Below are 23348 nucleotides of genomic sequence, written 5' to 3' on the forward strand. Positions count from 1 at the left end.
CATATCCACTGGCGAAAAACTGGCCCCACAACTGGATCTCATCGGATCAGCCGCAGTCGCCGCCGCCCCGCTCCAGAGGTCGGTGAATGCGAACGGCCGGCCCCGCACACCGGGGCCGGCCGTTCGGAGCTCGAACGCCCTGAGCACTTCCTCGCTAGAGCGCGACACCCAACAGCGCGTCGACCGCGTTCCTGACATCACCGGGCGCGGCCGCGTCCGAACCGCCGTACTCGAGTGCCGAATGCGCCCAATTGTCCACGGCGTCCAGAGCTTTCGGCGTGTCGAGATCATCGGCGAGATGCTGACGCAGCCGGGCGATCGTGTCGGCCGCCGAGGGACCGGACGCGAGAGCGCTCGCCCGCCGCCACCGATCCAGCCGGGACTGCGCCTGCCGCAGCACCTCGTCGGTCCACATGCGGTCCTGCCGGTAGTGGCCGGCGAACAGGCCGAGCCGGATCGCCGCCGGATCCACGCCCGCCTGCCGCAGCCGCGACACCAGCACCAGGTTGCCCCGCGACTTGGACATCTTCTCGCCGTCGAGTCCGATCAGACCCGCGTGCACGTAATGGCGGGCGAAGCGACGGCCCGCGATCAAGGATTCCGCGTGTGCGGCGGAGTACTCGTGATGTGGGTAGATCAGGTCGCTGCCGCCGCCCTGGACATCGAATTCCGGACCGATCCGATTGAGCGCGATCGCCGCGCATTCGATATGCCAGCCGGGGCGTCCCGCGCCGAACGGGGCGGGCCACGACGGCTCGCCGGGGCGGGCGGCGCGCCACAGCAGGGCGTCGATCGCGTCGCGCTTACCGGGACGGTCCGGATCGCCGCCGCGCTCGGCGAACAGCGTCTCCATGGTGGCGCGGTCGTAGCCGGATTCGTAGCCGAACTGGTCGGTGGCGTCGGCACGGAAGTAGATGTCCGGGAATTCGGCATCGTCGACCACGTAGGCCGCGCCCGAGGCGAGCATCTTCTGCACCAGCTCGACCACCTCGTCCACCGATTCGATCGCACCGATGTAGTCGCGCGGCGGCACCACCCGCAGGGCGGTCATATCGGCGCGGAACAGGTCGATCTCGCGGGTCCCGAGCGCGCGCCAGTCGATGCCGTCGCGGGTGGCGCGCTCGAAGAGCGGATCGTCGACGTCGGTGACATTCTGCACGTAGTGCACCTGGTGGCCCGCGTCGTGCCAGACCCGGTTGACCAGGTCGAAGGTCAGGTAGGTGGCGGCGTGGCCGAGGTGGGTGGCGTCGTAGGGGGTGATCCCGCAGACGTACATGGTGGCGGTGGGGCCGGGGGTCACCGGGCGCACCTGACGGTCGGCGGTGTCGTACAACCGCAACGGCGGCCCTGCTCCGGGGACGGTCGGTAGGGCGATTTCGGACCAGGACTGCATGATTCGAGGGTAAAGGTGTGGTCGAGATCATCCACCCCCGCCCCTGGGCGGCGCCCGGTCCTCGACCGGCGAACCCGCAGCGCCACCAGGGAGTTCGCGGGGTTTCGCGGATGTCAACGGTTCCGGTCCCGCGGATTGATATCCCGACGACCGCACCGCAATTCGGGTGCGACTCCGACACCGGGCCGCTAACTTGGCGGGCATGACTGTTCTCGGCGCGGTGTCGATGCCCCACCTACCCCCCGAACACCTCGCGGCGGCGGCCGACGCGGCCGAGCACAGCGGAGTCGACGAGCTGTGGGTGTGGGAGGACTGTTTCTGGGGCGGCGCGATCGCCAGTGCCGCGACGATTCTCGCGCGGACCGAGCGGATCCGGGTCGGTATCGGGGTGATGCCTACCCCGCTGCGCAATGTGGCGGTCACCGCCATGGAGCTCAGTGTGCTGTTGCGCGCGCATCCGGGTCGCCTCGTCCCCGGTGTGGGTCACGGCGTGCAGGAGTGGATGGGACAGATCGGCGCCCGCGTCGAATCCCCGCTCACCCTGCTGCGCGAACAACTCGACGCGCTGCGCGGACTGCTCGGCGGTGAGAAGGTCTCCGTCGACGGCCGATACGTGCGACTCGACGGCGTGAGCCTCGTCTACCCGCCCACCGTCCCCACCCAGCTCATCGCCGCCGCCTCAGGACCCAAGACACTGCGACTTGCGGGCCGGTACGCCGACGGCGTCACTCTCACCTCGAGCACCTCCCCCGAGGGTGTGCGCGCCGCCCGCACGCTCATCGCCGAGGGCGTCGCGAAATCCGGCCGCACCCGCCCGCATCGACTCATCGCCAATATCGAGGCCGCCACCGGTCCCGACGCCGCCGAGCGCCTCGCCCGCGCCCAAGCGACCCGCCCCTCGCATCAACCCGGTGCGGGCGTCGCCGGAGACGCCCACGCCATCGCCGATGCCGTCCACCGCTACGTCGAGGCGGGCGCGGACACCGTCATCCTGCAACCCACCGAGGACGATCCCGATCTCGTCGGCTTCATCCGCTTCATCGGCGAACAGGTCCGTCCCCTCGTCTCCTGAGCGAGCCACCGCGCGGGCAGTCGACGCGAGAACGCACGCGACGCAAACTCGCGGTCCGCGCGGACCTGCTCAGAATGCGGGCCAGGGGATCGGGCGGGAGGTGCGGGGCATGGGCATCACCGGGTTGTCGAGCAGCGCGCGGCCCCGCACGAGCAGTGCTTCGATCTCCGCGTCGGTGATGTGCGGGGCGAGGGCCTCGGCGAGTGGGCCGGGCACGGATTTGACGAAGACGGCGATATCGGCGATCAGGTCCTCGCTGATGGGCCGACCGGCCCACCCCCACAGGACGGTGCGCAGTTTGTGTTCGTTGTGCAGGCAGATGCCGTGGTCGACGCCGTACACCTGCCCGTCGACGCCCTCGAGTGCGTGGCCGCCCTTGCGGTCGGCATTGTTGAGCAGGATGTCGAGCACGGCCATGCGGCGCAGGCGGGGGTCATCGGCGTGGATTAGGGAGACCTCCTCGCCCGAAGCGTCCTCGGCGCGCAGGATCTCGCAGAACCCCTCGGGGACCGCGCCGACCGGGCACAGGTCGACCAGGTCGAGACGGTCACCGCGTTCGGTGTGGTTGTCGACGGCCCGCACCCAGCGCTGCACCATGCCGGGGCCGTAGGGGCCTTCGCGCAGGATGGTTTCCGGGATGATGCCCCAGCCGAGGGCCTCGGACACCAGATAGGAGGCGACCTCGCGGCCCGCGAGGGTGCCGTCCGGGAAGTCCCACAGCGGGCGCTCGCCGCGCACCGGTTTATAGACCACACGCAGTGCGTCGTCGATATCCGCTTGGTCGATATCGCAGACGAGCGTGACGTTGCTCGCGACATTCACCCGACCGATCACCGTCAGCTCGCCGCCGTGGAATCGGTCTGTAGTCACCGGATTCACTCCTCGGTGTCGGCCGCGCCGAAGATATCGCCGCGTTTGTAGCCGTTGGTGCGCACACACATGTGACCGCGCGGGGACAGCGGTTCCCCGCAGAGCGGGCACGGCGGGCGGCCCGCGGCGATGACCCTGGCCGAGCGCAGCGCGAATTCGCGCGCCTGGATCGGGGTGAGGAAGACCCGCACCGCGTCGGGTCCCTCTTCGGTGTCGTCGAGCACCACGGACTCGTCGACCTCGGTCTCGGTGATGGCCAACAGTTCCACCACCACGGCGCCTGCGTCGGCGTCCCAGCCAAGGCCCATGGTGCCGACCCGGAATTCGGCGTCGATTGGGGTGAGCAGGGGCGCGCTGTCGACGATGTCGTCGGCGGGCGGCGGCACCGGCGCGCTGAACCGGCGCGCCACCTCGTCCAGCAGCAGGCCCATTCGGTCGGCGAGCACCTTGACCTGCTGTTTCTCCAGCAGGACGCTCACTACACGTGGTTCCTGCACGGCCTGCAAATAGAATGCGCGATCGCCCGGCTCACCGACGGTCCCGGCGACGAAACGATCGGGGGTGCGAAATACATGGATCGCTCGTGCCATCTGCACCTCCTGATGCGTAACCCTCAACATCGACTACCTGCGGCAGCGCGCCACATACCTCTGCGAGCAACGCGCCGCGTACTTACTAAAAGGAATCGGTGCGCTCCGCATTCCCATTATCCGCGTCGTCCGCCGCGCCGATCTCCCCGCCGGGGACGGGGGCGCCCGCGGGCGGGGAATCCGCCTGGACCGGTGGCGGTTTGAGCGCGGACAGGTCGGCGGTGTCGTTGACCCGCAGCACCCGCGGCAGCGTCGGGGTGTAGGTGATGACGCTGACCGAGGCCGGTTCGACGACGATGCGCTGGAATCCGTCCAGATGCATGCCGAGCGCGTCGGCCAGGACCGACTTGATCACATCCCCGTGCGAGCATGCCACCCAGAGCACGTCGCGGCCCTTTTCCGCGGCGAGGGCGCGGTCGATCTCCCGAATGGCGGCGACGGCGCGGACCTGCACCTGCGCAAGCCCCTCCCCGCCGGGGAACACCGCGCCGGAGGCGTGGCGCTGCACGACCTTCCACAGCGGTTCGTCGACCAGTTCGTGCAGGGGCCGCCCGGTCCACTCGCCGTAGTCGACCTCGATGAGTCGGTCGTCGAAGTCCGGTTCCAGCCCGAGTCGTTCGGCCAGCGGGGCCACGGTGCGCCGGCAGCGCAGCAGCGGCGAGGCGGCGATGTGTTCGACGGGGAGGTCGGCCAGTCTGTCGGCGACGGCGCGGGCCTGGGCGGCGCCGCGCTCGGTGAGATCGACGCCGGATCCGCGTCCGGCGAGGGTGTGGGCGGTGTTCGAGGTGGACACGCCGTGTCGCAACAGGATCACCGTCATGGGATCAGCCTAGTCATGTCGCCGACACCGCCCCGGTCGCGAGCAGCCCCATGACCGCGAGGCCGAGCACGATGCGGTAGCCGACGAACCAGCCGAGGCTGTGTTCGGCGACGAAGCGCAGCAGCCAGGCGATGGAGGCGTAGCCGACGGCGAAGGCGAGGATGGTGGCCACGATCAGTTGCGCGCCACTGGCATTGAGCCCCTCCCCGGCGGGCGCGAACGCGTCGGGGATGCTGAACAGGCCCGAGGCGGTGACGGCCGGGATCGCCAGCAGGAATGAGAACCGCACGGCCGCGGGCCGGGTCAGCCCGGCGAACAGTCCGGCCGACGAGGTGGCCCCCGAACGCGACACGCCCGGAATCAGCGCGAGGCATTGCGCGAATCCCATGACCAGTCCGTCGCGGGTGGTGAGCTGTTCGATCGGACGGCGTTGCCGCCCGTAGTATTCCGCCGCCGCGATGACCAGCGCGAACACGATCAGCATGGTCGAGACCAGCCACAGGTTGCGCGCCCCGGTGCGGATCGCGTCCTTGAACAGCAGGCCGAGCACCCCGATCGGGATGGTGGCGATGATCACATACCAGCCGACGCGGTAGTCCAATTCCCGCTGGGGATCGATCACGGGCAGTTTGGTGGTCACCCGATCCGCGAGCGGCACCCGCGAAAGTTCCTGGTGGACGGCGGGATTCGCGCGCCGCGCGGACAATCGCGCGCCGACGCCCGCGAACCAGGCCAGCACGATGCGCCAGATGTCCTTGGCGAAATACACCAGCACGGCGGCCTCGGTGCCCAATTGGGTGACCGCCGTGAACGATGCGCCCGCGTCGTCGCCGAAGCACACCGCCGACACGATGCGCAGATGCGCCGAGGAGGAAACGGGCAGGAATTCGGTGAGACCCTGCACCAGGCCCAGCACCAGCGCCTGCACCCAGGTCATCGACTCGCCCGTCACACACCCTCCTGTTCCCGCGCCCGAAAATCCCGGCCCGACTGGGCAATTGGATCCTCGCCCGATTCGACCGGTTCGCTGCGCGCCGCAATCACGCAGCGACAGTACAGTGTCCGGCGCGGGGGACGCACCGGCGGCCGGTGGCCCCGCGCACCCCGCGCCGCTCTTTATGCTTGCGCCGTGACGAATGCGCGGACGCGGTGATGGAACAGCGAACGGTGGGTCGCAGCGGCCTGCGGGTGTCGCGGATCGGATTGGCCACCCACACCTGGGGTGCGCATACCGACGGCGACGGCGCGGCCGTGCAATTGGCGGCCTTCGCCGAGGCGGGCGGCACGCTGGTGGACACCTCCCACGCCTACGCGGGCGGTGCGGCCCAGGCGATCCTGGGCGAACTGCTCGACGCGGTGGTGCCGCGCGAGGAACTGGTGCTGAGCGGATGCGCGGGTGTGCTCGCCCCGCTCGAGCCGCCGCTGGACGGGTTGCCGCCGCGGCCGCCGACGCCGGATGCCTCGCGGCGCACCCTGCTGCGCCAGCTCGATCGCACCCTCGCGGCATTGGGCACCGACCACCTCGACATCTGGAACGTGGGCGTGTGGGATCCGGGAACCCCGCTCGACGAGGTGGCCGCCACCCTGGACGCGGCGTTGTCCTCCGGGCGGGTCCGCTACGCGGGGGTGCGCGGATACACGGCGTGGCAGTTGGCGAGTCTGGCGGCGATCGCGCCGATCAGCGTCGCCCAGACCCCGTACTCGCTGCTGGCGCGGGGCGCGGAGACCGATGTGGTGCCCGCCGCCGCCCATCACGGCGTCGGGCTGATCGCGTCGGCGGCGCTGGCGGGCGGCATCCTCACCGGCAAGTACCGCGACGGTGTCCCGGCCGATTCGCGCGGCGCGGACGAGGCCACCGCGGCCGAGATCCGCCACCGGCTCGACGAGCGCGCCACCAGGGTGGTGGAGGCGCTCGTCACCGCCGCCGATGGGCTGGGCACCTCGCCGTTGGCGGTGGCGCTGGCCTGGATTCGCGACCGGCCCGGCATCGCGAGCATGATCGTCGGGGCGCGCGATATCGGCCAGCTCACCGGGGTGATGGCCGCCGAGACGCTGGAGTTGCCCCGTGCCATCGCCGCCGCCCTCGACGACGTGAGCGCCCGCACAGAGTGAGGAAGATTAGCCTTGCCCGCATGAGGTTCCTCCGGCGGGCCGCGCTGCCCGTGCTCGCGCTCACCCTGATTCTCGGCGGCACCGCCTGCGGTGCCGACCATGCCGCCGGGGGCGCTCAGCGCGGGCACGCCACCGCCACGCTCGACGGACTCGACCCGGTGCCGATCGGGCCGGAACCCACCCCGGCGCTGCCCGCGACCGTGCGATCCTTCGACGGCGCGGAGGTGACCGTCACCGACGCCGGTCGGATCGTCGCGGTGGATCGCTCCGGCACCCTGGCCCAGACGGTGTTCGGGCTCGGGCTCGGCCCCCGGCTGGTCGGGCGCAGCAGTTCGGCCGCGTTCCCGGCGGTGCGGCAGGTGACGAATGTGGCGGGCGGTAACGGCTCGTTGAATATGGAGGCGCTGCTGGCCCTTCGGCCGTCGGTCTTCCTCACCGACACCACCACCGTGACACCGCAAATGCGCGAGCAATTGCGCGCCACCGGTGTCACCACGGTCTATTTCGATCCGACGCGGACCATGGACGGGGTCGCGCCGCTGATCGAATCCGTCGGCGCGGCCCTGGGCGTGCCCGAGGCGGGAAAGGCGTTGGCGCGCCGCACCGCCGCCGAGATCGACACCGCGAAGGCCGCCGTCCCCAAGCAGGACAAGCCGCTCACCGTGGCCATGCTCTACCTGCGCAGCACCGCGATCACCATGCTCGCCGGACCGGGATCCGGCGCGGATTCGCTCATCGCCGCGCTCGGCGCCCGCGACGCGGGCACGGCCTCCGGTTTGCAGGAGCCGTTCACGTCCATCACCAGTGAGGCGATGATCGCGGCCGCTCCCGATGCGCTGCTGGTGATGACCGACGGACTCGAATCCATTGGCGGCGTCGACGGACTCGCCAAGATTCCGGGCCTGGCCCAGACGCCGGCGGGTCGCGACAAGCGGGTCGTCGATATAGCCGATTCGGTGCTGCTCAGCTTCGGACCCAATACCGGTCGCGTCCTGGCCGCGCTCGCGCACGCCCTCTACGGGCCGACCTCGGCATGACCGGTTCGGTGAATACGCCCGACACGCGGGACGATTCGGTTCCGCATGTGCCCGATCCCGCGATACGCGCTGGCGGGCGGGGAAATTCGGGACGCACCGCGCTGGTGTTCGCGGTGGCGATCGCGGCGCTGGTCGGATTGGCGTTGGCCTCGGCCGCGATCGGGCAGGTGCCGACCACGCCCGCCGAGGTGGCGGGCAGTGTGCTGCATCGGATCGGGCTGGATTGGGGGCCGCTGCCCGCGCATCCCGCGGGTGAGGTGACGCTGTGGCAGGTGCGGTTCCCCCGTGTGCTGCTCGCGATCCTGGTCGGCGCGGCGCTGGCGACGGCGGGGGCGCTGCTGCAGGGCGTGTTCGCGAATCCGCTCGCGGAGCCCGGTGTGATCGGGGTGTCGGCGGGAGCGGCGGTCGGCGCGGGCTCGGTCATCGTGCTCGGCGGCGCGTTCGTGGCGTCCTGGTCGGTGGCGGCGGCCGCCTTCGCGGCCGGACTGCTGACCACACTGCTGGTCTATCTGCTGGCGCGGTCCAACGGACGCACCGAGGTCGTCACCCTGGTGCTGACCGGGGTCGCGATCAACGCTTTCGCCGCCGGGCTCATCGCCTTCCTGGTGTTCGTGGCGAGCCCGGCCGCGCGGGACCAGATCGTGTTCTGGCAGTTGGGCAGTCTGAACGGCGCGACCTGGGAGGCCGTCGGGGTGGTCGCGGTGCTCTGCGCGGGTGGGCTGCTCGCCGCCGTCCTCGTCGCGCCGCGCCTGGATCTGCTCGCCCTCGGCGAATCGGCGGCCCGGCACCTCGGCGTCGACGTGGAACGCCTGCGCCGCACCGTCATCCTGGTCGTCGCGCTGCTCACCACCGCGGGTGTCGCCTTCACCGGCATCATCATGTTCATCGGGCTGATCGTCCCGCACCTGGTGCGCATGATCGTCGGTCCCGGCCACCGCGTCCTCATCCCGCTCAGCGCCATTCTCGGCGCGGTCGTCCTGCTGCTCGCCGACGTCTGCGCCCGCTCCCTGGTGGCCAATGCCGACCTTCCCCTCGGCATGCTCACCTCCCTGATCGGCGGTCCGTTCTTCTTCTGGCTGCTGCGCCGCACCCGCGCCCGATCGGGAGGGTGGGCATGACCCGATGTTCGATGCTGTTGACGGGCAGGTGGTTTCGGTGATCGGCAAGGCGTTGACCCGGTCGCACGCGATGCCGGACCGACCGGAATTGGGGACGGTGACCCTGCGGGCGCGCGGGCTGAGTGCGACACGCGGCAACAGGCCGGTGCTCGACGGTGTGGATTTCGCGGTGGCGGCCGGGGAGATCGTCGCGCTCGTCGGCCCGAACGGGGCGGGAAAGTCGACGCTGCTGGCGGCCTTGGCCGGGGAGTTGGCCCCGAGCGCCGGGACCGTGGAACTGGACGGGCGGGCGCTGGCGCACTGGTCACCGCTGGATATGGCGCGGCGGCGGGCCGTACTGCCGCAGAGTCATACCGTGGGATTCCCGTTCAGCGCGCGGGAGGTCGTCGCGATGGGGCGCGCCCCGTGGCTGCGCACCGAGCTGCGCGAACGCGACGACGAGCTGATCGCCGCCGCCATGGCCCTCACCGATGTGGAACATCTCGCGGCACGCCCGTTTCCGGCGCTGTCGGGCGGTGAACGGGCACGAGTGGCCCTGGCGCGGGTGCTCGCCCAGGACACCGGGACCCTGCTGCTGGACGAACCGACCGCGGCACTGGATCTGGGCCATCAGGAGGCGGTGCTGCGCTTGGCCGCCGAACGCGCCGCGGCGGGGGCAGCAGTGGTTGTGGTCCTCCATGACCTGGGTGTCGCCGCCGCCTACGCCGACCGAGTCGCCGTCCTCGAAGCCGGGCGGATCGCCGCCGACGGACCACCGCGCGCCATCCTCACCACCGAATTGCTGACCCGTGTCTACCGCCATCCCATCGAAGTCCTCGATCACCCGCGCACCGGAGCGCAACTGGTCCTGCCCGTCAGGAGCTGACCGGACGGATGCTCACCCGCCGCACTGCCATTGCTGCGGGTTTCCCGATTCTGCGGGCACGACGGCACCGCAGTCGCAGTCGCAGTCGCAGTCGCAGTCGCAGTCGCAGTCGCAGTCGCAGTCGCAGTCGCAGTCGCACCGACGATCGGCGACACAGGGCATCTGGCGCGCTGCGACGGCCTGCGGCTGGAACTCCCGCTGCCGCATCTTCACAAGATCGGTAACCGCGTCCAACCGGACGTCGGTCGCCCCTATCGTTCTCGCCGGCGGGCACCCGTGAACGCGGCGATATCTTCGACGAACCGGTGGTGTCGAAGCACACCCATATGGCTCGCTCGGGGATAGACGATCAACCGCGCGCCGGGGACGCCCGCCGCGGTCCTGCGGAAGGTCTCGACCGGGATGCCCGCGTCGCGACCGCCGCCGAGCACCAGTGTCGGCGCGACGATCTCGCCGAGCCGGGCGCCGATGTCGAACGAATCCTCGGCGCGCAGGAAGGCCACGGTGTCGGCCGGGCGCGCCGGCCGCAGCAGCGGATCGGCGAGCCACATCGCCGCTCGGGCGGGTCCGGCCAGGATCGCGGAGCCTGCGACGGCGGGGGCGAGGTGATGCAGACCGCGCCTGCCCGAGGCGAGCGCGGCGGCGTAGTCGCGCTGGCTCGCGCGCACGGTCTCGGGCAGTGTGTCGCCCGAGGACGCGAGGATCAGTGTCCGCACCGCCCGCGGATGGTCGGCCGCCAGTTGCAGTGCGATCGAACCACCCGACGAGACGCCGAGAACATCGACGGCCGTACCGAATTCGGCTGCGATCGCGGCGGCATGCTCGGCCGCGATCTCGGCCATCGTGGTGCCCGCCCGCATCCCCGGCGCTCGCGACACCGCGTACACGCGGAAGCGTCGGGCCAGTGGGGCCAGCAGCACCCGCTCCGAAATACGCATCAGCCCTGCGGGATTGGCGTGGGCGGGGGTGAACCACCGCAGCAGCAGCAACGGCGGACCCGACCCGAATGCCCAATACGGCAGCCGTGCTCGAGCACGCCTTCGGTCGACGTGATCACGACGCGATTGCCGCGGCAACTCCAGCGGTCGCTTCGCGACGCGCGGCCCGGTGGCCTCCGAGGACCAGCAGGGCACCCGCCAGGGTGGTGACCGGCCAGGGCGCGGGCTCGAAGATGATCGCGCCGAGCACCGACCAGGCCCCCATCGTCCACCCGATGAACGCGGGCGGCGTGATTGCCTTGCGGTCCATCCACAGCACCGTCGCGCCGAGCACGATCTGCGGAATGCCGAAGCTGCCCACCGACACCCAGAACGCGCCATTGGCGTGGCTCATCTCCGAGAGGTGCTCGCCGTACACACCGCCCCGAAACCAGGTCCCGGCATGTTGGGTGGCCGTCAACGCCAGGCTGGAGGCCATATGCCCGCCGCCGATGAGCACCAGCAGCCTGCCCGCCCACTTGATCATTTGGCCACCTCTTCGCGGCGATTGTTCGCCTGCGGACGATTGCGCCAAGCACGTTCCCATTGCTTTTTCATCGCCGGGTAGACGATCAGATAGCGGAAGGGAGCGATCCCGGCCATGTACAGCCGTCCGAACAGCCCGTTCGGCTTGACCAGGGCCGCCATCCGCAGTTCGTAGTCGCCGTTGTCGCCCTGGACCCACCCGAGGTGCAGGATCGTGTGCATTGTTTTGTTCGCGAGTTCGTCGGCGGATTCGTGGTGCAGTCGGTACACGCTGGTGAACGGGGTGTCGCCGACCGGTTGCCCGGCGTCTTCCTGCCGCAGGTCCTCGGGCAGCCGATCGCACAGCGACTCGCTGCGACCCGCCAGGCCCGCTTCGGGTTCGTCCCAGTCGAACAGTTCGCCGAGCTTCCAGCGCACCGCGAACACGAGGGCGGTGAGCCCGGTGTTGCTGGAGAGTCCGGCCTTGGCCGCCAGCGCCTCGCGCATGACGTGGAAGTCGTCGGGTCCGGCGCCCGGCGTGCGGAAGGCCCAGACATCCTCGATCCGGAAGTCGGGGGCGATCTCGTGGATGCGCCACGGTAGGGCGGTGTGCGCGGCAGCGGGGAGTCTGTTGGACATCGTGACCTCCTGAACTTCTATACGTCTATAACAGGAGGTTAGACCAGTTATACGGGCACGTACAACCCATGGAGAGGTGAACCACATCCGCCGTCAGCGCCACACCAGTTTCAGGATCGCGGGCGTGAGCAGGAGCCGAATCACGGTGGCGTCCAAGATCAACGCGGCGATCATCCCGTAGGCGATGTATTTCATGAGCACCAGATCGGAGAACCCGAACGCCCCGGTGACGACGATGAGTATCGCCGCGGCCGAGGTGATGACGCCGCCGGTGTGGGCGATGCCGTAGCGGATCGCCTCGGGCGGGTCCGCGCCGCGCGAACGCGCCTCGGCCATGCGGGACAACAGGAATACCTCGTAGTCGGTGGACAACCCGAACACGACGGTCACGATGAGCGCCAGGACCGCGAACATGAGCGGCCCCGGCGTGAAGTGGAACAGCCCGGCCCCGTGTCCGTCGACGAAGATCCAGGTCAGCACCCCGAGGGTGGCCACCAGGCTGAGCGCGCTCATGGCGACGGCCTTGAGCGCCAACACGATCGAGCGGAACGCCAGGTACAGCATGAGCAGCGCCGCCAGGATCAGGATGCCGACCAGCAGCGGCAATCCGCGCAGCAGTCCGTTGATGCTGTCGCGCTCCAGCGCCGGCACCCCGGCCACCATGATCCGCACCCCGTGCGGCGCGGGTATGGCGCGCAGGGCCGCGATGACTCGGTCGGCGTCGCCGCGACGCACCAATCCCGCCTGCAGGACATTGATTCCGTCCTTGGTCGGCGCGGCCGATTCGAAGCGTCCGGTGAGTCCGGGAATCGCACTGGCCGCCAGCCGGATATCACCGAGCTGCGGCGAATCCGCGCCCACCACCACGAGTTTGAGCGGCTCGGTGCGGAATTCGGGGAACAGCCGGTCGAAACGTTCCTGGGCGACCCGCGCCGGATTGTCCTGCGAGAGATAGCGTTCGCTGATCCCGCCGAATTCGATGCCGCGAAGCGGCAGGCTCAGCGCCAGCAGTCCCAGCACGAGCGGCACGACGACCGGCAGTGGCCGCCGCATGGCCGCGCGGGCCAGTCGGGAGAAGAATCCGGCGTCGATCCGCGCCTCGGTCTTGGTGCGGGAGAAGCGTTTCCAACCCCACAGGTCGATGCGCCGACCGACGATGCCGAGCACCGCGGGCAGCGCGGTCACCGACAGCACCGCCGCGAGCAGCACCGCGCTGATCCCGCCGTAGGGCACCGAGCGCAACACCCCGTTCGGGTAGATGAACAGCGCGCCGAGGCTGAGGGCGATGATGGCCGCCGAGAACAGCACGGTGCGCCCGGCGGTGGCGACGGTGCGGGCCACCGCGTCCTCGATCTCGCGTCCGGCCGCGATCTCCTCGCGGAACCGGGTCACCGTGAACAGTCCGTAGTCGATCGCCAGCCCCAGGCTGACCAGCGTCACCACGGCACTGGCGAACACATTGACCTCGATGTGCGCGGTGAGCAGCCGCATCACGCCCTGGGTGCCGAGCACCGTCATCCCGCCGATGAGCACCGGCAGCAACGCGCCGAGGATGCCGCCGAAGACGAAGTACAGCAGGATCGCCACGAGGGGCAGGGCGATCAGCTCGGCGCGGTGGATATCGTCCTGCATTCCGGTGTTGATGCCTGCCACCACCGGTTGCAGTCCGGCCAACTGCACGGTGGTGCCACCGGGTCCGCCGCCGGGATGTCCGGCGCCGAATTCGCCTTTCACCGCTAGGTAATTCTCGACGGCGGCGGTGCCGCTGCCGCGCAGTCCGACGCTGGCGAAGGCGTGCTGTTTGGCCGGATCGGCGGCGTTCGCGGCGAAGGGGCTGTCCCAGTAGCTGTCGATCTTGAGGATGCGGTCGCCGCGGCTGCTCAGCAGTCGGTTCAATGATCCGGTGACCGCCGCGCGCACGGCCGGATCGTCGACGGTGGCGCCCGCGGGCGCGGTGTAGAGCAGGATGATGTCGCTGTCGGTATCACGACCGAAGGTGGCGTCGGCCAGTTTCGAGGCGGCGACGGATTCGCTGCTCTCGTCGAACCATCCCTCCTGCGTGTAGCGGCCGGACAGGTCGCGCCCATACCAGCCCGAGGCCAGCACCGCCGCCGCGAACACCACCAGCACCAGGTAGCGGTGCCGGTACATCAGGCGTCCCCAACGCTGGGATCCGGACCTCGGCATGCGGGCGGGTCAGCCGCAGGCCGGGGTGTGGTAGTCGGCCGAGCGCAGGATGCCGCACAGGTCGGTGCGCGAGATCTTCCAGCGGCCGTCGAGGAAGACGAAATGCACCACGGTGGTGCGCACGGCGGCGCCGGTGCCGTCCTTGTCCAGGCGCATGGTGGCGGTGAGGGTGCCGTCGCGATTGTCGAAGACGGGGTCGGTGACGCCGTAGACGGCGTGCGGGTTGTCGTGCAGCGCCTGGTACATATCGGGGATGGCGCCGCGAAACGCCTCGCCGTCCTCGATCAGCGCGGTGCGCTCGGTATCGGGCAGCGCCGGGTCGAGCGCGCGTTTGATCTGCGAGTCGAGTTCGGCGGCGGTGGGCATGGGATGGCGGGCGGCACTGCTCGCCGCGACGACCGAACTCGACAGCGAGGCGTTGGCCGAGGAGCGGGCCGCGTCGACGGCGGCCTCGTCGGTGTCGGAACCGCAGGCGGTGAGCAGGACAACGGCGGCGAGACAGGTCGGGCCCAAGGACCGCACGGTACGCACTGTGGATTGCATCACCATCTACATACCATCAATGACCGCGCTGATCCGGCCGAGCAGTGCCCGCACAGCGGTCATGTCGCGGTCGGCGGCCACCGGGACGGCGTGGGCGATCAGGTCGCGCACCAGGGCGGCGACGCTGCGTTCGTCGTCGAGGTCGATATCGGTGACGGGGGCCTCGGCGAGGGCGACGATATCGTCGGGGCCGGGAACGTCGTCGGCCAGGTCGGCGCGATAGAGCTCGAGCACGAGGGTGCCGCGCAGCGTCCGGAAGGCGAAGGGGCGGCCATCGGCGGCGGCGCCGAAACCGTGGGCGAAGGGACCGACGGTTAGGTCATCGATGACGAAGCCCGATGGATAGTCGGCTTTCACCCGGATCTCCCTGAAGTGGACGCTGTTTCGTCTCCACCGTAACGCCGCAGATCATTCCGATATGCCGCACATCACTCCGATATGTGTCCGATAAGGCTCAGCCACCCCGGAGAAGCCCTCCCATTCGGCATCATGGTCAGATGATGGGGTTGCGTCTCGTCGGTAGAAGGAGTTCGGTGAATGCGCCCTAGCGGCAGTCCTCACGTGGCGGCGCGCGCGGAGTCGACCCCCGATACCGGGTCCGCGAGCCAGGACACCGACGCGCATCCCCGAAGAGGCCGCCGCGCCGGGATTCTCGCCGCGGTGGCCCTCACCGTCGCCGTCGCGGGCTGCTCGTCCTCCGGCAAAGACACTATGGAGACCAGAGAGCCTGCCACCGCGGCCGCCGCCCCGGTGCCCACCGCCCAGCCTGCCGGGCAGCTCATCGCGTCGGGTCCTGTCGGCGCGCTGCTCGCCGAGGCAGGCACCGGACAGTTGGCGGCCCTGGACGGATCCACCCTCACCCTCTTCGACACCGCCGCCCAACCGCCCGCCGCGCGCACGGTGCCGCTGCCCGCCCGCGGCGCGGGCCTGAGCCAGGGCAGGCCCGGCGAACTGCTCATCCCGATTCCGGAGGCCGTGCTGCGGGTGGATGTCGCCTCGGCCCGCGTCGACCGGATCCCGGTCCCCGGCGATGCCCGCTCGGTGCTGCGCCGCGACGAGGACCTGCTCGTCGGCGGCGCGGACGGCGCGGTGCGGGTGCTCGGCCCCGACAACGCGGTGCGCCACACCCTCTCCGGTCTGGCCTCCGCCGACGCCCTCGCCGCCGTCGGCCCCCGCGTCGCGGTGCTCGACCGCCGCCAGTCCGCCCTGGTCGAACTCGACCTGACGAAGAACAAACTCGGCCTGGCGCTGCGCGCGGGCGACGGCGCGACCAACCTGATCTCCGACACCAGGGGCAGGCTGCTGGCCGTCAACACCGAATACAGCGAACTGCTGGTCTACACACCGGGACCGCTCGTACTGCGACAGCGTTTCCCGGTAGGATCCTCGCCTTACGCGATTGCCTACGATCAACGGTCCGACACCGTGTGGGTGACGTGCACCCAGACCAACGAGATCGTCGGATTCGATCTCTCGACGGGAATACCGAGGGAAGTGGGGCGTTATCCGACGGTCCGGCAACCGAATTCGGTGACCGTCGACGAACGCACCGGCGATCTGTTCGTCGGATCCGCGACCGGGGACGGCCTGGCGCGGATCCGCGCGGACCAGCGGAAGAGAGGGCAGTGATGGCGGCGCGCAAACCCGCGAAGCGTTCGGCGCTACCGAAGGATTGGGAAACCAGCGGCGATGACTACGAGTACGTGCCGCTACGACTACCACCGGATATGAACAGGGTGACCGCGTCGATGCGATTATCGATCCAGGCCGAATTCGGTGGCTGGGAGCTCTCGCGCGTGCGCGCCTACACCGACGGCAGCCGCCGGGTGCTGCTGCGCCGCCGCAAGTCCCGTCTGTCCCCCGTCGAAGCGGGCCAGGCCGCCCCGCAGTCGGAAGCGGGGATGTGACCTCGATGTACGCCCTGCTGCTGCGCCTGATGTTCCTGATCCCGCCCGAGCGCGTCCACCATCTGGCTTTCGCCTTCATGAGATTGGCCACCTGGCTCCCGCCCGTCCGCTGGGTGATCGCGAAGATCCTGGTGGTCGATGATCCGATCCTGCGCACCACCGCCTTCGGGGTGGATTTTCCGGCGCCGCTCGGACTGGCCGCCGGATTCGACAAGAACGCGGGCGGCGTGGATGTCTGGGCCGCGATGGGTTTCGGTTTCGCCGAGATCGGCACGGTGACCGCGCGGGCGCAACCGGGTAATCCCGCGCCGCGCATGTTCCGGCTCTCGGCCGACCGGGCGCTGATCAACCGGATGGGTTTCAACAATCACGGCGCGGTCGAGGCCGCCGAGCGGCTGGCGAACCGTCGGCCCGGCGGGGTGCCGATCGGCGCGAATATCGGCAAGACCAAGGTGGTGGCGGCGGCCGACGCGGCGGGCGACTACGCGGTGAGCGCGGCCCTGCTCGGGCCGCGCGCCGATTTCGTCGTCGTCAATGTCAGCTCCCCCAATACGCCGGGTCTGCGCGATCTGCAGGCCGCGGCCGCGCTGCGCCCGCTGTTGCAGGCGGTGCTGGACAGCGTGGAGGTCCCGGTGCTGGTGAAGATCGCCCCCGACCTGTCGGATGAGGATATCGACGCCGTCGCCGATCTGGCGCTGGAACTCGGACTGGCCGGAATCGTGGCCACCAACACCACGATCCGCCGCGACGGCCTGCGCACCCCCGCCGACGAGGTGGCCGCGATGGGTGCGGGCGGGCTGTCGGGTCCGCCGGTCGCCGACCGCTCGCTCGAGGTGCTGCGCCGGCTCTACCGCCGCGTGGGCGGCGAACTGATCCTCATCTCCGTCGGCGGCATCGAGACCGCCGACCAGGCGTGGGAGCGCGTCCGTGCGGGCGCGACCCTGCTGCAGGGTTTCACCGGGTTCATCTACGGCGGCCCGTTCTGGACCCGCCGCATCCATCGCGGTCTGGCCCGCAAGTTGCGCGAGGGCGGGTTCGGATCACTCGCCGAGGCGGTCGGCTCGGCGCACACCGACTGACTTCGGTAGTTGCGCAAGGCAATTCGGCCCCCGCCTCGGTGGGGGCCGAATCATGTCGCCGGTCAGTGGACGTACGGATCGAGCAGTCGTCGACCGAGGCGCGGCGCGCGAGCGCCGGGCGGGTCGAGTTCGTCCTGCAGGCGCGCCGCGATGCGCTTGGCCAACCGGACGATCGCCTGATCGCGCGCCATGCCGAGGCGGTCCGCGCAATCATCCATCCTGGCCAGTTGCACCCGGTCGGTGACGCGGGACGGATCACTCAGCAGCTCGTCGAGTTCCATGCCCGCGACGGCCTGCTCGCGGGTGAGCGCCCGATCGGGCAGCCAGCTCAGTCGCCACGCCGTGATTTCCCTGGCGGATCCGCCGGACCTGGTCGCCCACTCCGGCGTGATGTCGCTGATGATCGACCATTCGGTGATTTCGAGTGTCACGCTGACCTCCTCGGGTGGCGCGCGATGACCGGACGACGCGGTTTTCGAGGTCGGATTTCTCCCTGCACCAGAGCCCTCCCCAAAAGTTGCTGGTGTGGCGGAATCGCCCATCAAGTCTGGCATTTGCCGCCGACAACGGTCAATTGCCGTTGCGATTTGGTAATTGACCGCCCTTCGGATGGCTAAACCCGGTGCGCCCGGCATAGTGTGAGCCCGGCACAACGAATCGGCGACAACCACGCGGAGGGGTGATCCGGAGATGCTGCCGCAGGATCCGGGCACGATCGCGATCCGGAATATCCTGACCCGCCTGTGCAAACGCTCGGGCCTGAGCCTGGATCGCCTGCGCACCACCGAGATCGACGTCGCCGCGCTGCTGGATTTGCCCGCTGTTCGCCGCCACGCCACCCGCGCGGGAATCGACCCCGCCGCCGCCGTACTGCCCGTCGTGGTGGAACTGGCCCGCCGCCTCGCCCCCACCAACCGGCTCATCGCCGACGCCGAACTCACCCTCGGCCTGCTGCGCGAGAACACCTGCACCGGAATAGATTTCGACCGGCTCTACGCCGCCGACCTGGGCGAGCGCCGCCGCTACCTCACCGAACAGTGGGAACCGCTGCACCGCGCCATCGCCGCCGAACACATCCCGCCGGCACCGACGGTGCGCTCGCTGCGGGCCAGCCCGGAGCGGCGCGCATTCACCGCACTCGCCGGGCTGCTCACCGGCGAGAATTTCGCCCCCGCGCAGACCGAGGCGCAGACCGCGCCCGTGCGGTCCCTGCTCGGACGGGGCGCGGTCACCGTCATCGGCGACGCCGTCATCGACCACATCTACGTCGTCGATCGGCTGCCGCGCGCCGGAGAAGCCGTGCAGGGCAACAAATTCGAGGAACATCCCGGCGGCAAGGGATTGGCCCGCGCCATCGCCGCCGCGCGCCTGGGGCTGCAGGTGCGGTTGGTCAGCGCCGTCGGACGCGACGATCTCGGCGAACGCATCCTCGACCATCTGCGCCGCGAAGGCGTGGACACCTCGCTGGTGCGGGCGGTGCCCGACGCGCCGACACCGGTCACCGCGCTCATGATCACCGGCACCGGCGCGGCGGCCCGCATCGGCTGGAGCGACGAGCGCATCCGCACCAACCGGCCCGACCGGGCCGCCCGCGACGCCATCGCCGCCTCCGACGTGGTCATCCTGACCTTCGGCCAACCCGTCGACGTCCTCGCCGAGGTGATGGATATCGTGCGCAAACTACCCTCGCCGCCGATCCTGGTGGTTCATCCGGCCCCGCGCCTGGAACAGCCCCAATACCTCATCCCCTACTTCGGGGCCGTCGACTATCTCATCGGCACACCGGCCGAACTGGCCGATGTCATCCCGGCCGAAATAGGCGCGCGCGGCAACCATTCCCGCGATCTCGACGCCGATATCGCGCCGCGACTGCGGGCGCTCGGCGTCGCGGGCGTCTGCGCGCTCGACGGATTCGCGTGCAGTGTGCGCTCGGCCGACCTCACCGCCGATATCACCCGCTCCCCCGCCGCCATGCTCGAGGACGCGCCCGGCGCGCAGGCCGCGTTCGTCGCGGCGCTCGCCTACCGTCTCGTCACCACCGGACGCACCGCCGACCGCCGCGATTTCGAATGGGCCACCGCCGCCATGGCCGCAGCCCAGTCCTTCGGCGACATCCCCACCGCCATGCCCGCCATCGAGGAGATCGACCGCATCGCCAACCTCGCGCCGCGCCGCGCCGCCGAGGGTCGGTCAGTCGGCAATCCGCGCGAAAACCGTACTGCGCCAGGGTAGCTCGTCTGTTCGGTCGGCGGCGTGCCGCGCGCAACGACCCAGCACACAATGCGCGGCGCGTCATGGCGGCTCCCGCGCTGCCGGACGGTCGCCACTGCGCTAATCTCACCTCGAATTCGATCTCGGTCGAGACCATGCCACGATGCCGCGGAGGACGCATGCGCACAACTGTGTCGAATCTGGCCGGTGACACCGAGCACCGGATCACCCGTGCGGGCGGCGAGTTGCGGGTTCGGGTACTGGAACTCGACGGTTACGGCGAATCCGGCCACGCCCTGATCTTCGGCGATCCGGCCGACGGCTGCCTGGTGCGGGTGCACTCGCGCTGCCTCTACGGCGAGGCGCTGGGCTCCGACGACTGCGACTGCGGCCCGGAGTTGACGAAATCGCTGGATCTCATGCAGGCCAACGGATCCGGTGTGCTGATCTACCTCGAACAGGAGGGTCGCGGGCTGGGTCTGCTGGCCAAGGCGCGCGGCTACCGGCACAGTCAATGCCGCGGCACCGACACCTTCGCCAGCTACGAGGCGCTGGGCTATCCCGCCGACGCCCGCAGCTATGACGCCGCCGCCCGCGTCCTGCTCGCGCTGCGGCTGCGCGCGGTCGATTTGCTCACCAATAACCCGGCCAAGGTCGCCGCGCTGACCGCCGCGGGCCTCGCCGTCACCGCGGTCCCGCTGTACACCCGTGTCCGCTCCGAGCGCGCCCGCGACTATCTCGAGGCCAAGCGCCGCAGGCGCGGGCATTGGATCCCCACCGACGCGGCGCCGTGGGCCGCCGATCCGGAACCCGCGACTTCCACTGCACCCGAACAGCTTTCGAGCCTCCTGGCGGCGCCCGAAGCCCCCCTCCCGGTCTGAGCCCGGCGGGAATCGCGGCCGAAAATCCCGACCGCGGGCCGTGCGTCCTGACTATCCTGAGTGAGCCGCGCCACTCCGCGCCGGACTCCGTGCAAGGATGAGAGAAGTTGCATTACTTCATCTCACGCGTGCGGCGGGCGTTCGCGCGAGTGCTCGACCAGCTAGCGGGAACAGGGATATGACGACAACAGATATCGGCTACGCGCACGAATCCGGCAAGACCGTCTACACGGTCACCGAGGCATTCCAGGAGACGGCGCGGCTGCGCCCCGATCAGGTCGCGCTGCGCACGGTCGGCGGCACACAGCAGATCACCTGGCGCGAATACGGCGCGCGGGTGGAGAAGTTGGCGGCCGGGCTCGCCGCATTGGGCGTCGGGCCGGGCGACACCGTCGGCATCATGCTCACCAACCGCCCCGAATTCAACCTGATCGACACCGCCGCACTGCATTTGGCCGCCGTCCCGTTCTCCGTCTACAACACCAGCTCACCCGAGCAGATCGCGCACCTGTTCACCAACGCGGCCAACCGGGTGGTCGTCACCGAGCAGCGCTTCCTCGACATCGTGCGCGATGCGGGCGTCACCGTCGAGCACACGGTGGTCGTCGACGGCCCGGCCGAGGGCGCGCACACCCTGGCCGACCTCGAGGCGAATCCGCTGCCGGACTTCGACTTCCACGCCGCCTGGACGGCCGTGCGCCCCGACGACCTGGCCACCCTCATCTACACCTCGGGCACCACCGGCCCCTCCAAGGGTGTCGAGGTCACCCACCGCAATGTGCTGGCCCAGATCATCGCGCAACTCGACGGCTCCCTGGCCGCCGGACTCGACGACCGCGCCATCTCCTATCTGCCCGCGGCCCATATCGCCGACCGCATCTCCGCGCACGCCACCAACCTCCTCGTCGGTATCCAGTTGACCACGGTCGCCGATCCGCGCGAGGTCGCCGCCGCACTGCCCGACGCCCGCCCCACCGTCTTCTTCGGCGTGCCGCGCGTATGGCAGAAGATCAAGGCCGGGATCGAGGGCAAGCTGGCGCAGGAACCCAGCCCGGTCAAACGAGCCCTGGCGAGGTGGGCCATCCAGACCGGAATCGCCGCCGCCCGAGCCGATCTCGCGGGCCGACGCGAACCGCTGCTCACGCTGCGCCACACGGTGGCCGAGGCGCTGGTGCTCTCGAAGCTGCGACACGCCATGGGAGTGGACAAGCTGCGGGTCGCGGCCTCGGGAGCGGCGCCCATCCCACCGGAACTGCTCGAGTACTTCCTCGGACTCGGACTCGGCTTCACCGAGGTGTGGGGCATGTCCGAGACCACCGGCGTGGCCACCTACACCGATCTGACCAAGCCGCGCCCCGGTTCGGTCGGAAAACCGGTCGGCGGGCTGGAACTGCGCCTGGACGCCGACGGCGAGGTGCTGCTGCGCGGCCCGATCCTCACCCGCGGCTACCGCGCCATGCCGGACAAAACAGCCGAGACCATCGACGCCGACGGCTGGTTGCGCACCGGCGATATCGGCGCGCTCGATCCCGACGGCTGGCTGCGCATCGTGGACCGCAAGAAGGAACTGATCATCAACGCGGCGGGCAAGAACATCGCCCCCACCAATGTGGAGAACGCCGTCAAAGCGGGCTGCTCACTGATCGGACAGGTCGTCGCGGTCGGCGAGGCCGAACCCTATATCGCCGCGTTGATCGTCCTCGATCCGGATGTGGTCGCCCTGCGCGCCAAGGAATTCGGCGCGACCGACGCGGATTTCGCGACGCTGGCCGCGCGCCGGGAGATCCTCGACGAGGTCCTCGCGGCGGTGCGGGCGGGCAATGCCCGACTGTCCCGCGTCGAGCAGATCAAGCGGTTCATCGTATTGGACACGGTGTGGGAGCCCGGCGGCGACGAACTGACCCCGAAGATGTCGCTCAAGCGCGTCCCGATCGCCGCCAAATACGCCGAACAGCTCACCCGGCTCTACGCATCGGACCTGCCGGAGGGCGTGGTGAACGTCGGTTGACAGCTTCCCTGCACCGCTGCGCGGTGCAGGGAAGGTCGCGCTACTGCTGGTAAGTGGCGATCAGGGCGGCCCGCGCCAGGGTGTGCGAGAACAGGTTGAACCCGAGATAGGCCGGGGTGGCCTCGGGATCCACCTCGAGGGTTTCCACATCCACCGCGTGCACCACGATGAAGTAGCGGTGATACCCGTGACCGGGCGGCGGGGCCGCCCCGACGTAACCGGGGAAACCGCCGTCGTTGCGCAACTGCACCGCGCCCGAGGGCAACTCGGCGCTCGCACCGCTGGGCAGCGACACGGTGCCCACCGGGATGTTCGCTACCGCCCAGTGCCAGAAACCGGACGCGGTCGGCGCATCCGGGTCGTACACCGTCACCGCGAAACTCTTGGTGCCACTCGGAAAACCGGACCAGGACAACTGCGGGGACACATCCTTGCCGCCCGCGCCGAACACACCGCTGACCTGATCGTTGCCGAACGGCTCGCCGTCGCTGACATCGGCGGAGGTCAAGGTGAACGACGGCACCTGCGGCAGCGCGGCATAGGGATTGTAGGAGTAGTCGGGCACTGCGATCCT

At 69.9% G+C, this 23348-nt stretch carries 24 protein-coding genes; 11 read left to right on the forward strand and 13 right to left on the reverse strand.

What is annotated here, in order from left to right:
- Positions 1 to 154 precede the first annotated feature (154 nt).
- Complete coding sequence (gene mshC / locus D5S18_RS18210) at positions 155 to 1393, reverse strand: cysteine--1-D-myo-inosityl 2-amino-2-deoxy-alpha-D-glucopyranoside ligase (RefSeq protein ID WP_120042259.1); 1239 nt, start codon at positions 1391 to 1393, stop codon at positions 155 to 157.
- 202 nt (positions 1394 to 1595) lie between these two features.
- Here mshC and D5S18_RS18215 point away from each other — a divergent pair, with 202 nt between their 5' ends.
- On the forward strand, positions 1596 to 2465 hold the full coding sequence (locus tag D5S18_RS18215; RefSeq protein WP_120042260.1) for an LLM class flavin-dependent oxidoreductase: 870 nt from the start codon (positions 1596 to 1598) through the stop codon (positions 2463 to 2465).
- A 69-nt stretch (positions 2466 to 2534) separates the two neighbouring features.
- Here the strand turns inward: D5S18_RS18215 and D5S18_RS18220 are convergent, their stop codons facing one another.
- From D5S18_RS18220 to D5S18_RS18235, 4 genes are all read right to left on the reverse strand, one after another.
- Complete coding sequence (locus tag D5S18_RS18220; RefSeq protein WP_120042261.1) at positions 2535 to 3344, reverse strand: SCO1664 family protein; 810 nt, start codon at positions 3342 to 3344, stop codon at positions 2535 to 2537.
- Positions 3341 to 3925 carry a DUF3090 domain-containing protein gene (locus tag D5S18_RS18225; RefSeq protein WP_120042262.1) on the reverse strand — a complete coding sequence of 195 codons (585 nt, stop codon included), beginning with the start codon at positions 3923 to 3925 and terminating at the stop codon, positions 3341 to 3343. The genes D5S18_RS18220 and D5S18_RS18225 overlap by 4 nt, the downstream gene beginning before the upstream one ends.
- An 85-nt stretch (positions 3926 to 4010) precedes the next feature.
- On the reverse strand, positions 4011 to 4745 hold the full coding sequence (locus tag D5S18_RS18230) for a histidine phosphatase family protein (protein WP_120042263.1): 735 nt from the start codon (positions 4743 to 4745) through the stop codon (positions 4011 to 4013).
- Between the two features lie 13 nt (positions 4746 to 4758).
- The gene (locus tag D5S18_RS18235) at positions 4759 to 5682 is read right to left on the reverse strand and encodes an undecaprenyl-diphosphate phosphatase (protein WP_120042264.1); all 924 of its coding nucleotides are present in this window, start codon (positions 5680 to 5682) and stop codon (positions 4759 to 4761) included.
- Between the two features lie 215 nt (positions 5683 to 5897).
- Between D5S18_RS18235 and D5S18_RS18240 the strand changes: the two genes are divergently transcribed.
- The 4 genes from D5S18_RS18240 to D5S18_RS18255 are packed head-to-tail and all read left to right on the forward strand — an operon-like array spanning position 5898 to position 9877.
- Positions 5898 to 6857, forward strand: coding sequence for an aldo/keto reductase (locus D5S18_RS18240; protein WP_120042265.1), 960 nt, complete (start codon positions 5898 to 5900; stop codon positions 6855 to 6857).
- 20 nt (positions 6858 to 6877) lie between these two features.
- Positions 6878 to 7894, forward strand: a complete 1017-nt coding sequence (locus tag D5S18_RS18245; RefSeq protein ID WP_120042266.1) for a heme/hemin ABC transporter substrate-binding protein — start codon at positions 6878 to 6880, stop codon at positions 7892 to 7894.
- Entirely contained in the window at positions 7891 to 9012 is a 1122-nt protein-coding gene (locus D5S18_RS18250; RefSeq protein ID WP_120042267.1) for a FecCD family ABC transporter permease, read from the forward strand. Before D5S18_RS18245 ends, D5S18_RS18250 begins: the two co-directional genes overlap by 4 nt.
- A gap of 4 nt (positions 9013 to 9016) precedes the next feature.
- The gene (locus tag D5S18_RS18255; RefSeq protein ID WP_120042268.1) at positions 9017 to 9877 is read left to right on the forward strand and encodes a heme ABC transporter ATP-binding protein; all 861 of its coding nucleotides are present in this window, start codon (positions 9017 to 9019) and stop codon (positions 9875 to 9877) included.
- 251 nt (positions 9878 to 10128) lie between these two features.
- On the opposite strand, the gene D5S18_RS18265 is transcribed toward D5S18_RS18255, so the two are convergent.
- From D5S18_RS18265 to D5S18_RS18290, 6 genes are all read right to left on the reverse strand, one after another.
- A complete protein-coding gene (locus tag D5S18_RS18265) occupies positions 10129 to 10866 on the reverse strand; it encodes an alpha/beta fold hydrolase (RefSeq protein WP_239003857.1) in 738 nt (245 codons plus the stop codon).
- A gap of 64 nt (positions 10867 to 10930) precedes the next feature.
- Positions 10931 to 11341 (reverse strand): DUF6463 family protein, encoded by a 411-nt coding sequence (locus D5S18_RS18270; protein ID WP_120042269.1) that lies wholly within the window; start codon positions 11339 to 11341, stop codon positions 10931 to 10933.
- Positions 11338 to 11958, reverse strand: a complete 621-nt coding sequence (locus D5S18_RS18275) for a DUF2867 domain-containing protein (RefSeq protein WP_120042270.1) — start codon at positions 11956 to 11958, stop codon at positions 11338 to 11340. Before D5S18_RS18275 ends, D5S18_RS18270 begins: the two co-directional genes overlap by 4 nt.
- A gap of 93 nt (positions 11959 to 12051) precedes the next feature.
- A complete protein-coding gene (locus tag D5S18_RS18280; protein WP_120042271.1) occupies positions 12052 to 14145 on the reverse strand; it encodes an MMPL family transporter in 2094 nt (697 codons plus the stop codon).
- Between the two features lie 9 nt (positions 14146 to 14154).
- On the reverse strand, positions 14155 to 14667 hold the full coding sequence (locus D5S18_RS18285; RefSeq protein WP_239003858.1) for a WKL family lipoprotein: 513 nt from the start codon (positions 14665 to 14667) through the stop codon (positions 14155 to 14157).
- Between the two features lie 27 nt (positions 14668 to 14694).
- Positions 14695 to 15045 carry a hypothetical protein gene (locus D5S18_RS18290; protein WP_120042273.1) on the reverse strand — a complete coding sequence of 117 codons (351 nt, stop codon included), beginning with the start codon at positions 15043 to 15045 and terminating at the stop codon, positions 14695 to 14697.
- A gap of 180 nt (positions 15046 to 15225) precedes the next feature.
- On the opposite strand from D5S18_RS18290, the gene D5S18_RS18295 reads away from it, so the two are divergent.
- Genes D5S18_RS18295 through D5S18_RS18305 form a run of 3 tightly spaced genes read left to right on the forward strand, consistent with a single transcriptional unit; the run spans position 15226 to position 17674 of the window.
- Positions 15226 to 16317 carry a YncE family protein gene (locus tag D5S18_RS18295; protein ID WP_239003859.1) on the forward strand — a complete coding sequence of 364 codons (1092 nt, stop codon included), beginning with the start codon at positions 15226 to 15228 and terminating at the stop codon, positions 16315 to 16317.
- Entirely contained in the window at positions 16317 to 16595 is a 279-nt protein-coding gene (locus D5S18_RS18300) for a DUF5703 family protein (RefSeq protein WP_120042274.1), read from the forward strand. The genes D5S18_RS18295 and D5S18_RS18300 overlap by 1 nt, the downstream gene beginning before the upstream one ends.
- 5 nt (positions 16596 to 16600) lie before the next feature.
- On the forward strand, positions 16601 to 17674 hold the full coding sequence (locus D5S18_RS18305; RefSeq protein ID WP_120042370.1) for a quinone-dependent dihydroorotate dehydrogenase: 1074 nt from the start codon (positions 16601 to 16603) through the stop codon (positions 17672 to 17674).
- 62 nt (positions 17675 to 17736) lie between these two features.
- On the opposite strand, the gene D5S18_RS18310 is transcribed toward D5S18_RS18305, so the two are convergent.
- On the reverse strand, positions 17737 to 18105 hold the full coding sequence (locus D5S18_RS18310) for a hypothetical protein (protein ID WP_203236802.1): 369 nt from the start codon (positions 18103 to 18105) through the stop codon (positions 17737 to 17739).
- Between the two features lie 259 nt (positions 18106 to 18364).
- Here D5S18_RS18310 and D5S18_RS18315 point away from each other — a divergent pair, with 259 nt between their 5' ends.
- From D5S18_RS18315 to D5S18_RS18325, 3 genes are all read left to right on the forward strand, one after another.
- A complete protein-coding gene (locus D5S18_RS18315; protein ID WP_120042275.1) occupies positions 18365 to 19906 on the forward strand; it encodes a carbohydrate kinase family protein in 1542 nt (513 codons plus the stop codon).
- 158 nt (positions 19907 to 20064) lie between these two features.
- Positions 20065 to 20766 (forward strand): GTP cyclohydrolase II, encoded by a 702-nt coding sequence (locus D5S18_RS18320; RefSeq protein ID WP_120042276.1) that lies wholly within the window; start codon positions 20065 to 20067, stop codon positions 20764 to 20766.
- Positions 20767 to 20944: 178 nt separating this feature from the next.
- On the forward strand, positions 20945 to 22774 hold the full coding sequence (locus D5S18_RS18325) for an AMP-dependent synthetase/ligase (RefSeq protein ID WP_120042277.1): 1830 nt from the start codon (positions 20945 to 20947) through the stop codon (positions 22772 to 22774).
- Positions 22775 to 22814: 40 nt separating this feature from the next.
- On the opposite strand, the gene D5S18_RS18330 is transcribed toward D5S18_RS18325, so the two are convergent.
- On the reverse strand, positions 22815 to 23339 hold the full coding sequence (locus tag D5S18_RS18330) for a YbhB/YbcL family Raf kinase inhibitor-like protein (protein ID WP_239003860.1): 525 nt from the start codon (positions 23337 to 23339) through the stop codon (positions 22815 to 22817).
- Positions 23340 to 23348 lie beyond the last annotated feature (9 nt).

The sequence above is a fragment of the Nocardia panacis genome (genome assembly GCF_003598715.1).
GTDB classification, from domain to species: domain Bacteria; phylum Actinomycetota; class Actinomycetes; order Mycobacteriales; family Mycobacteriaceae; genus Nocardia; species Nocardia panacis.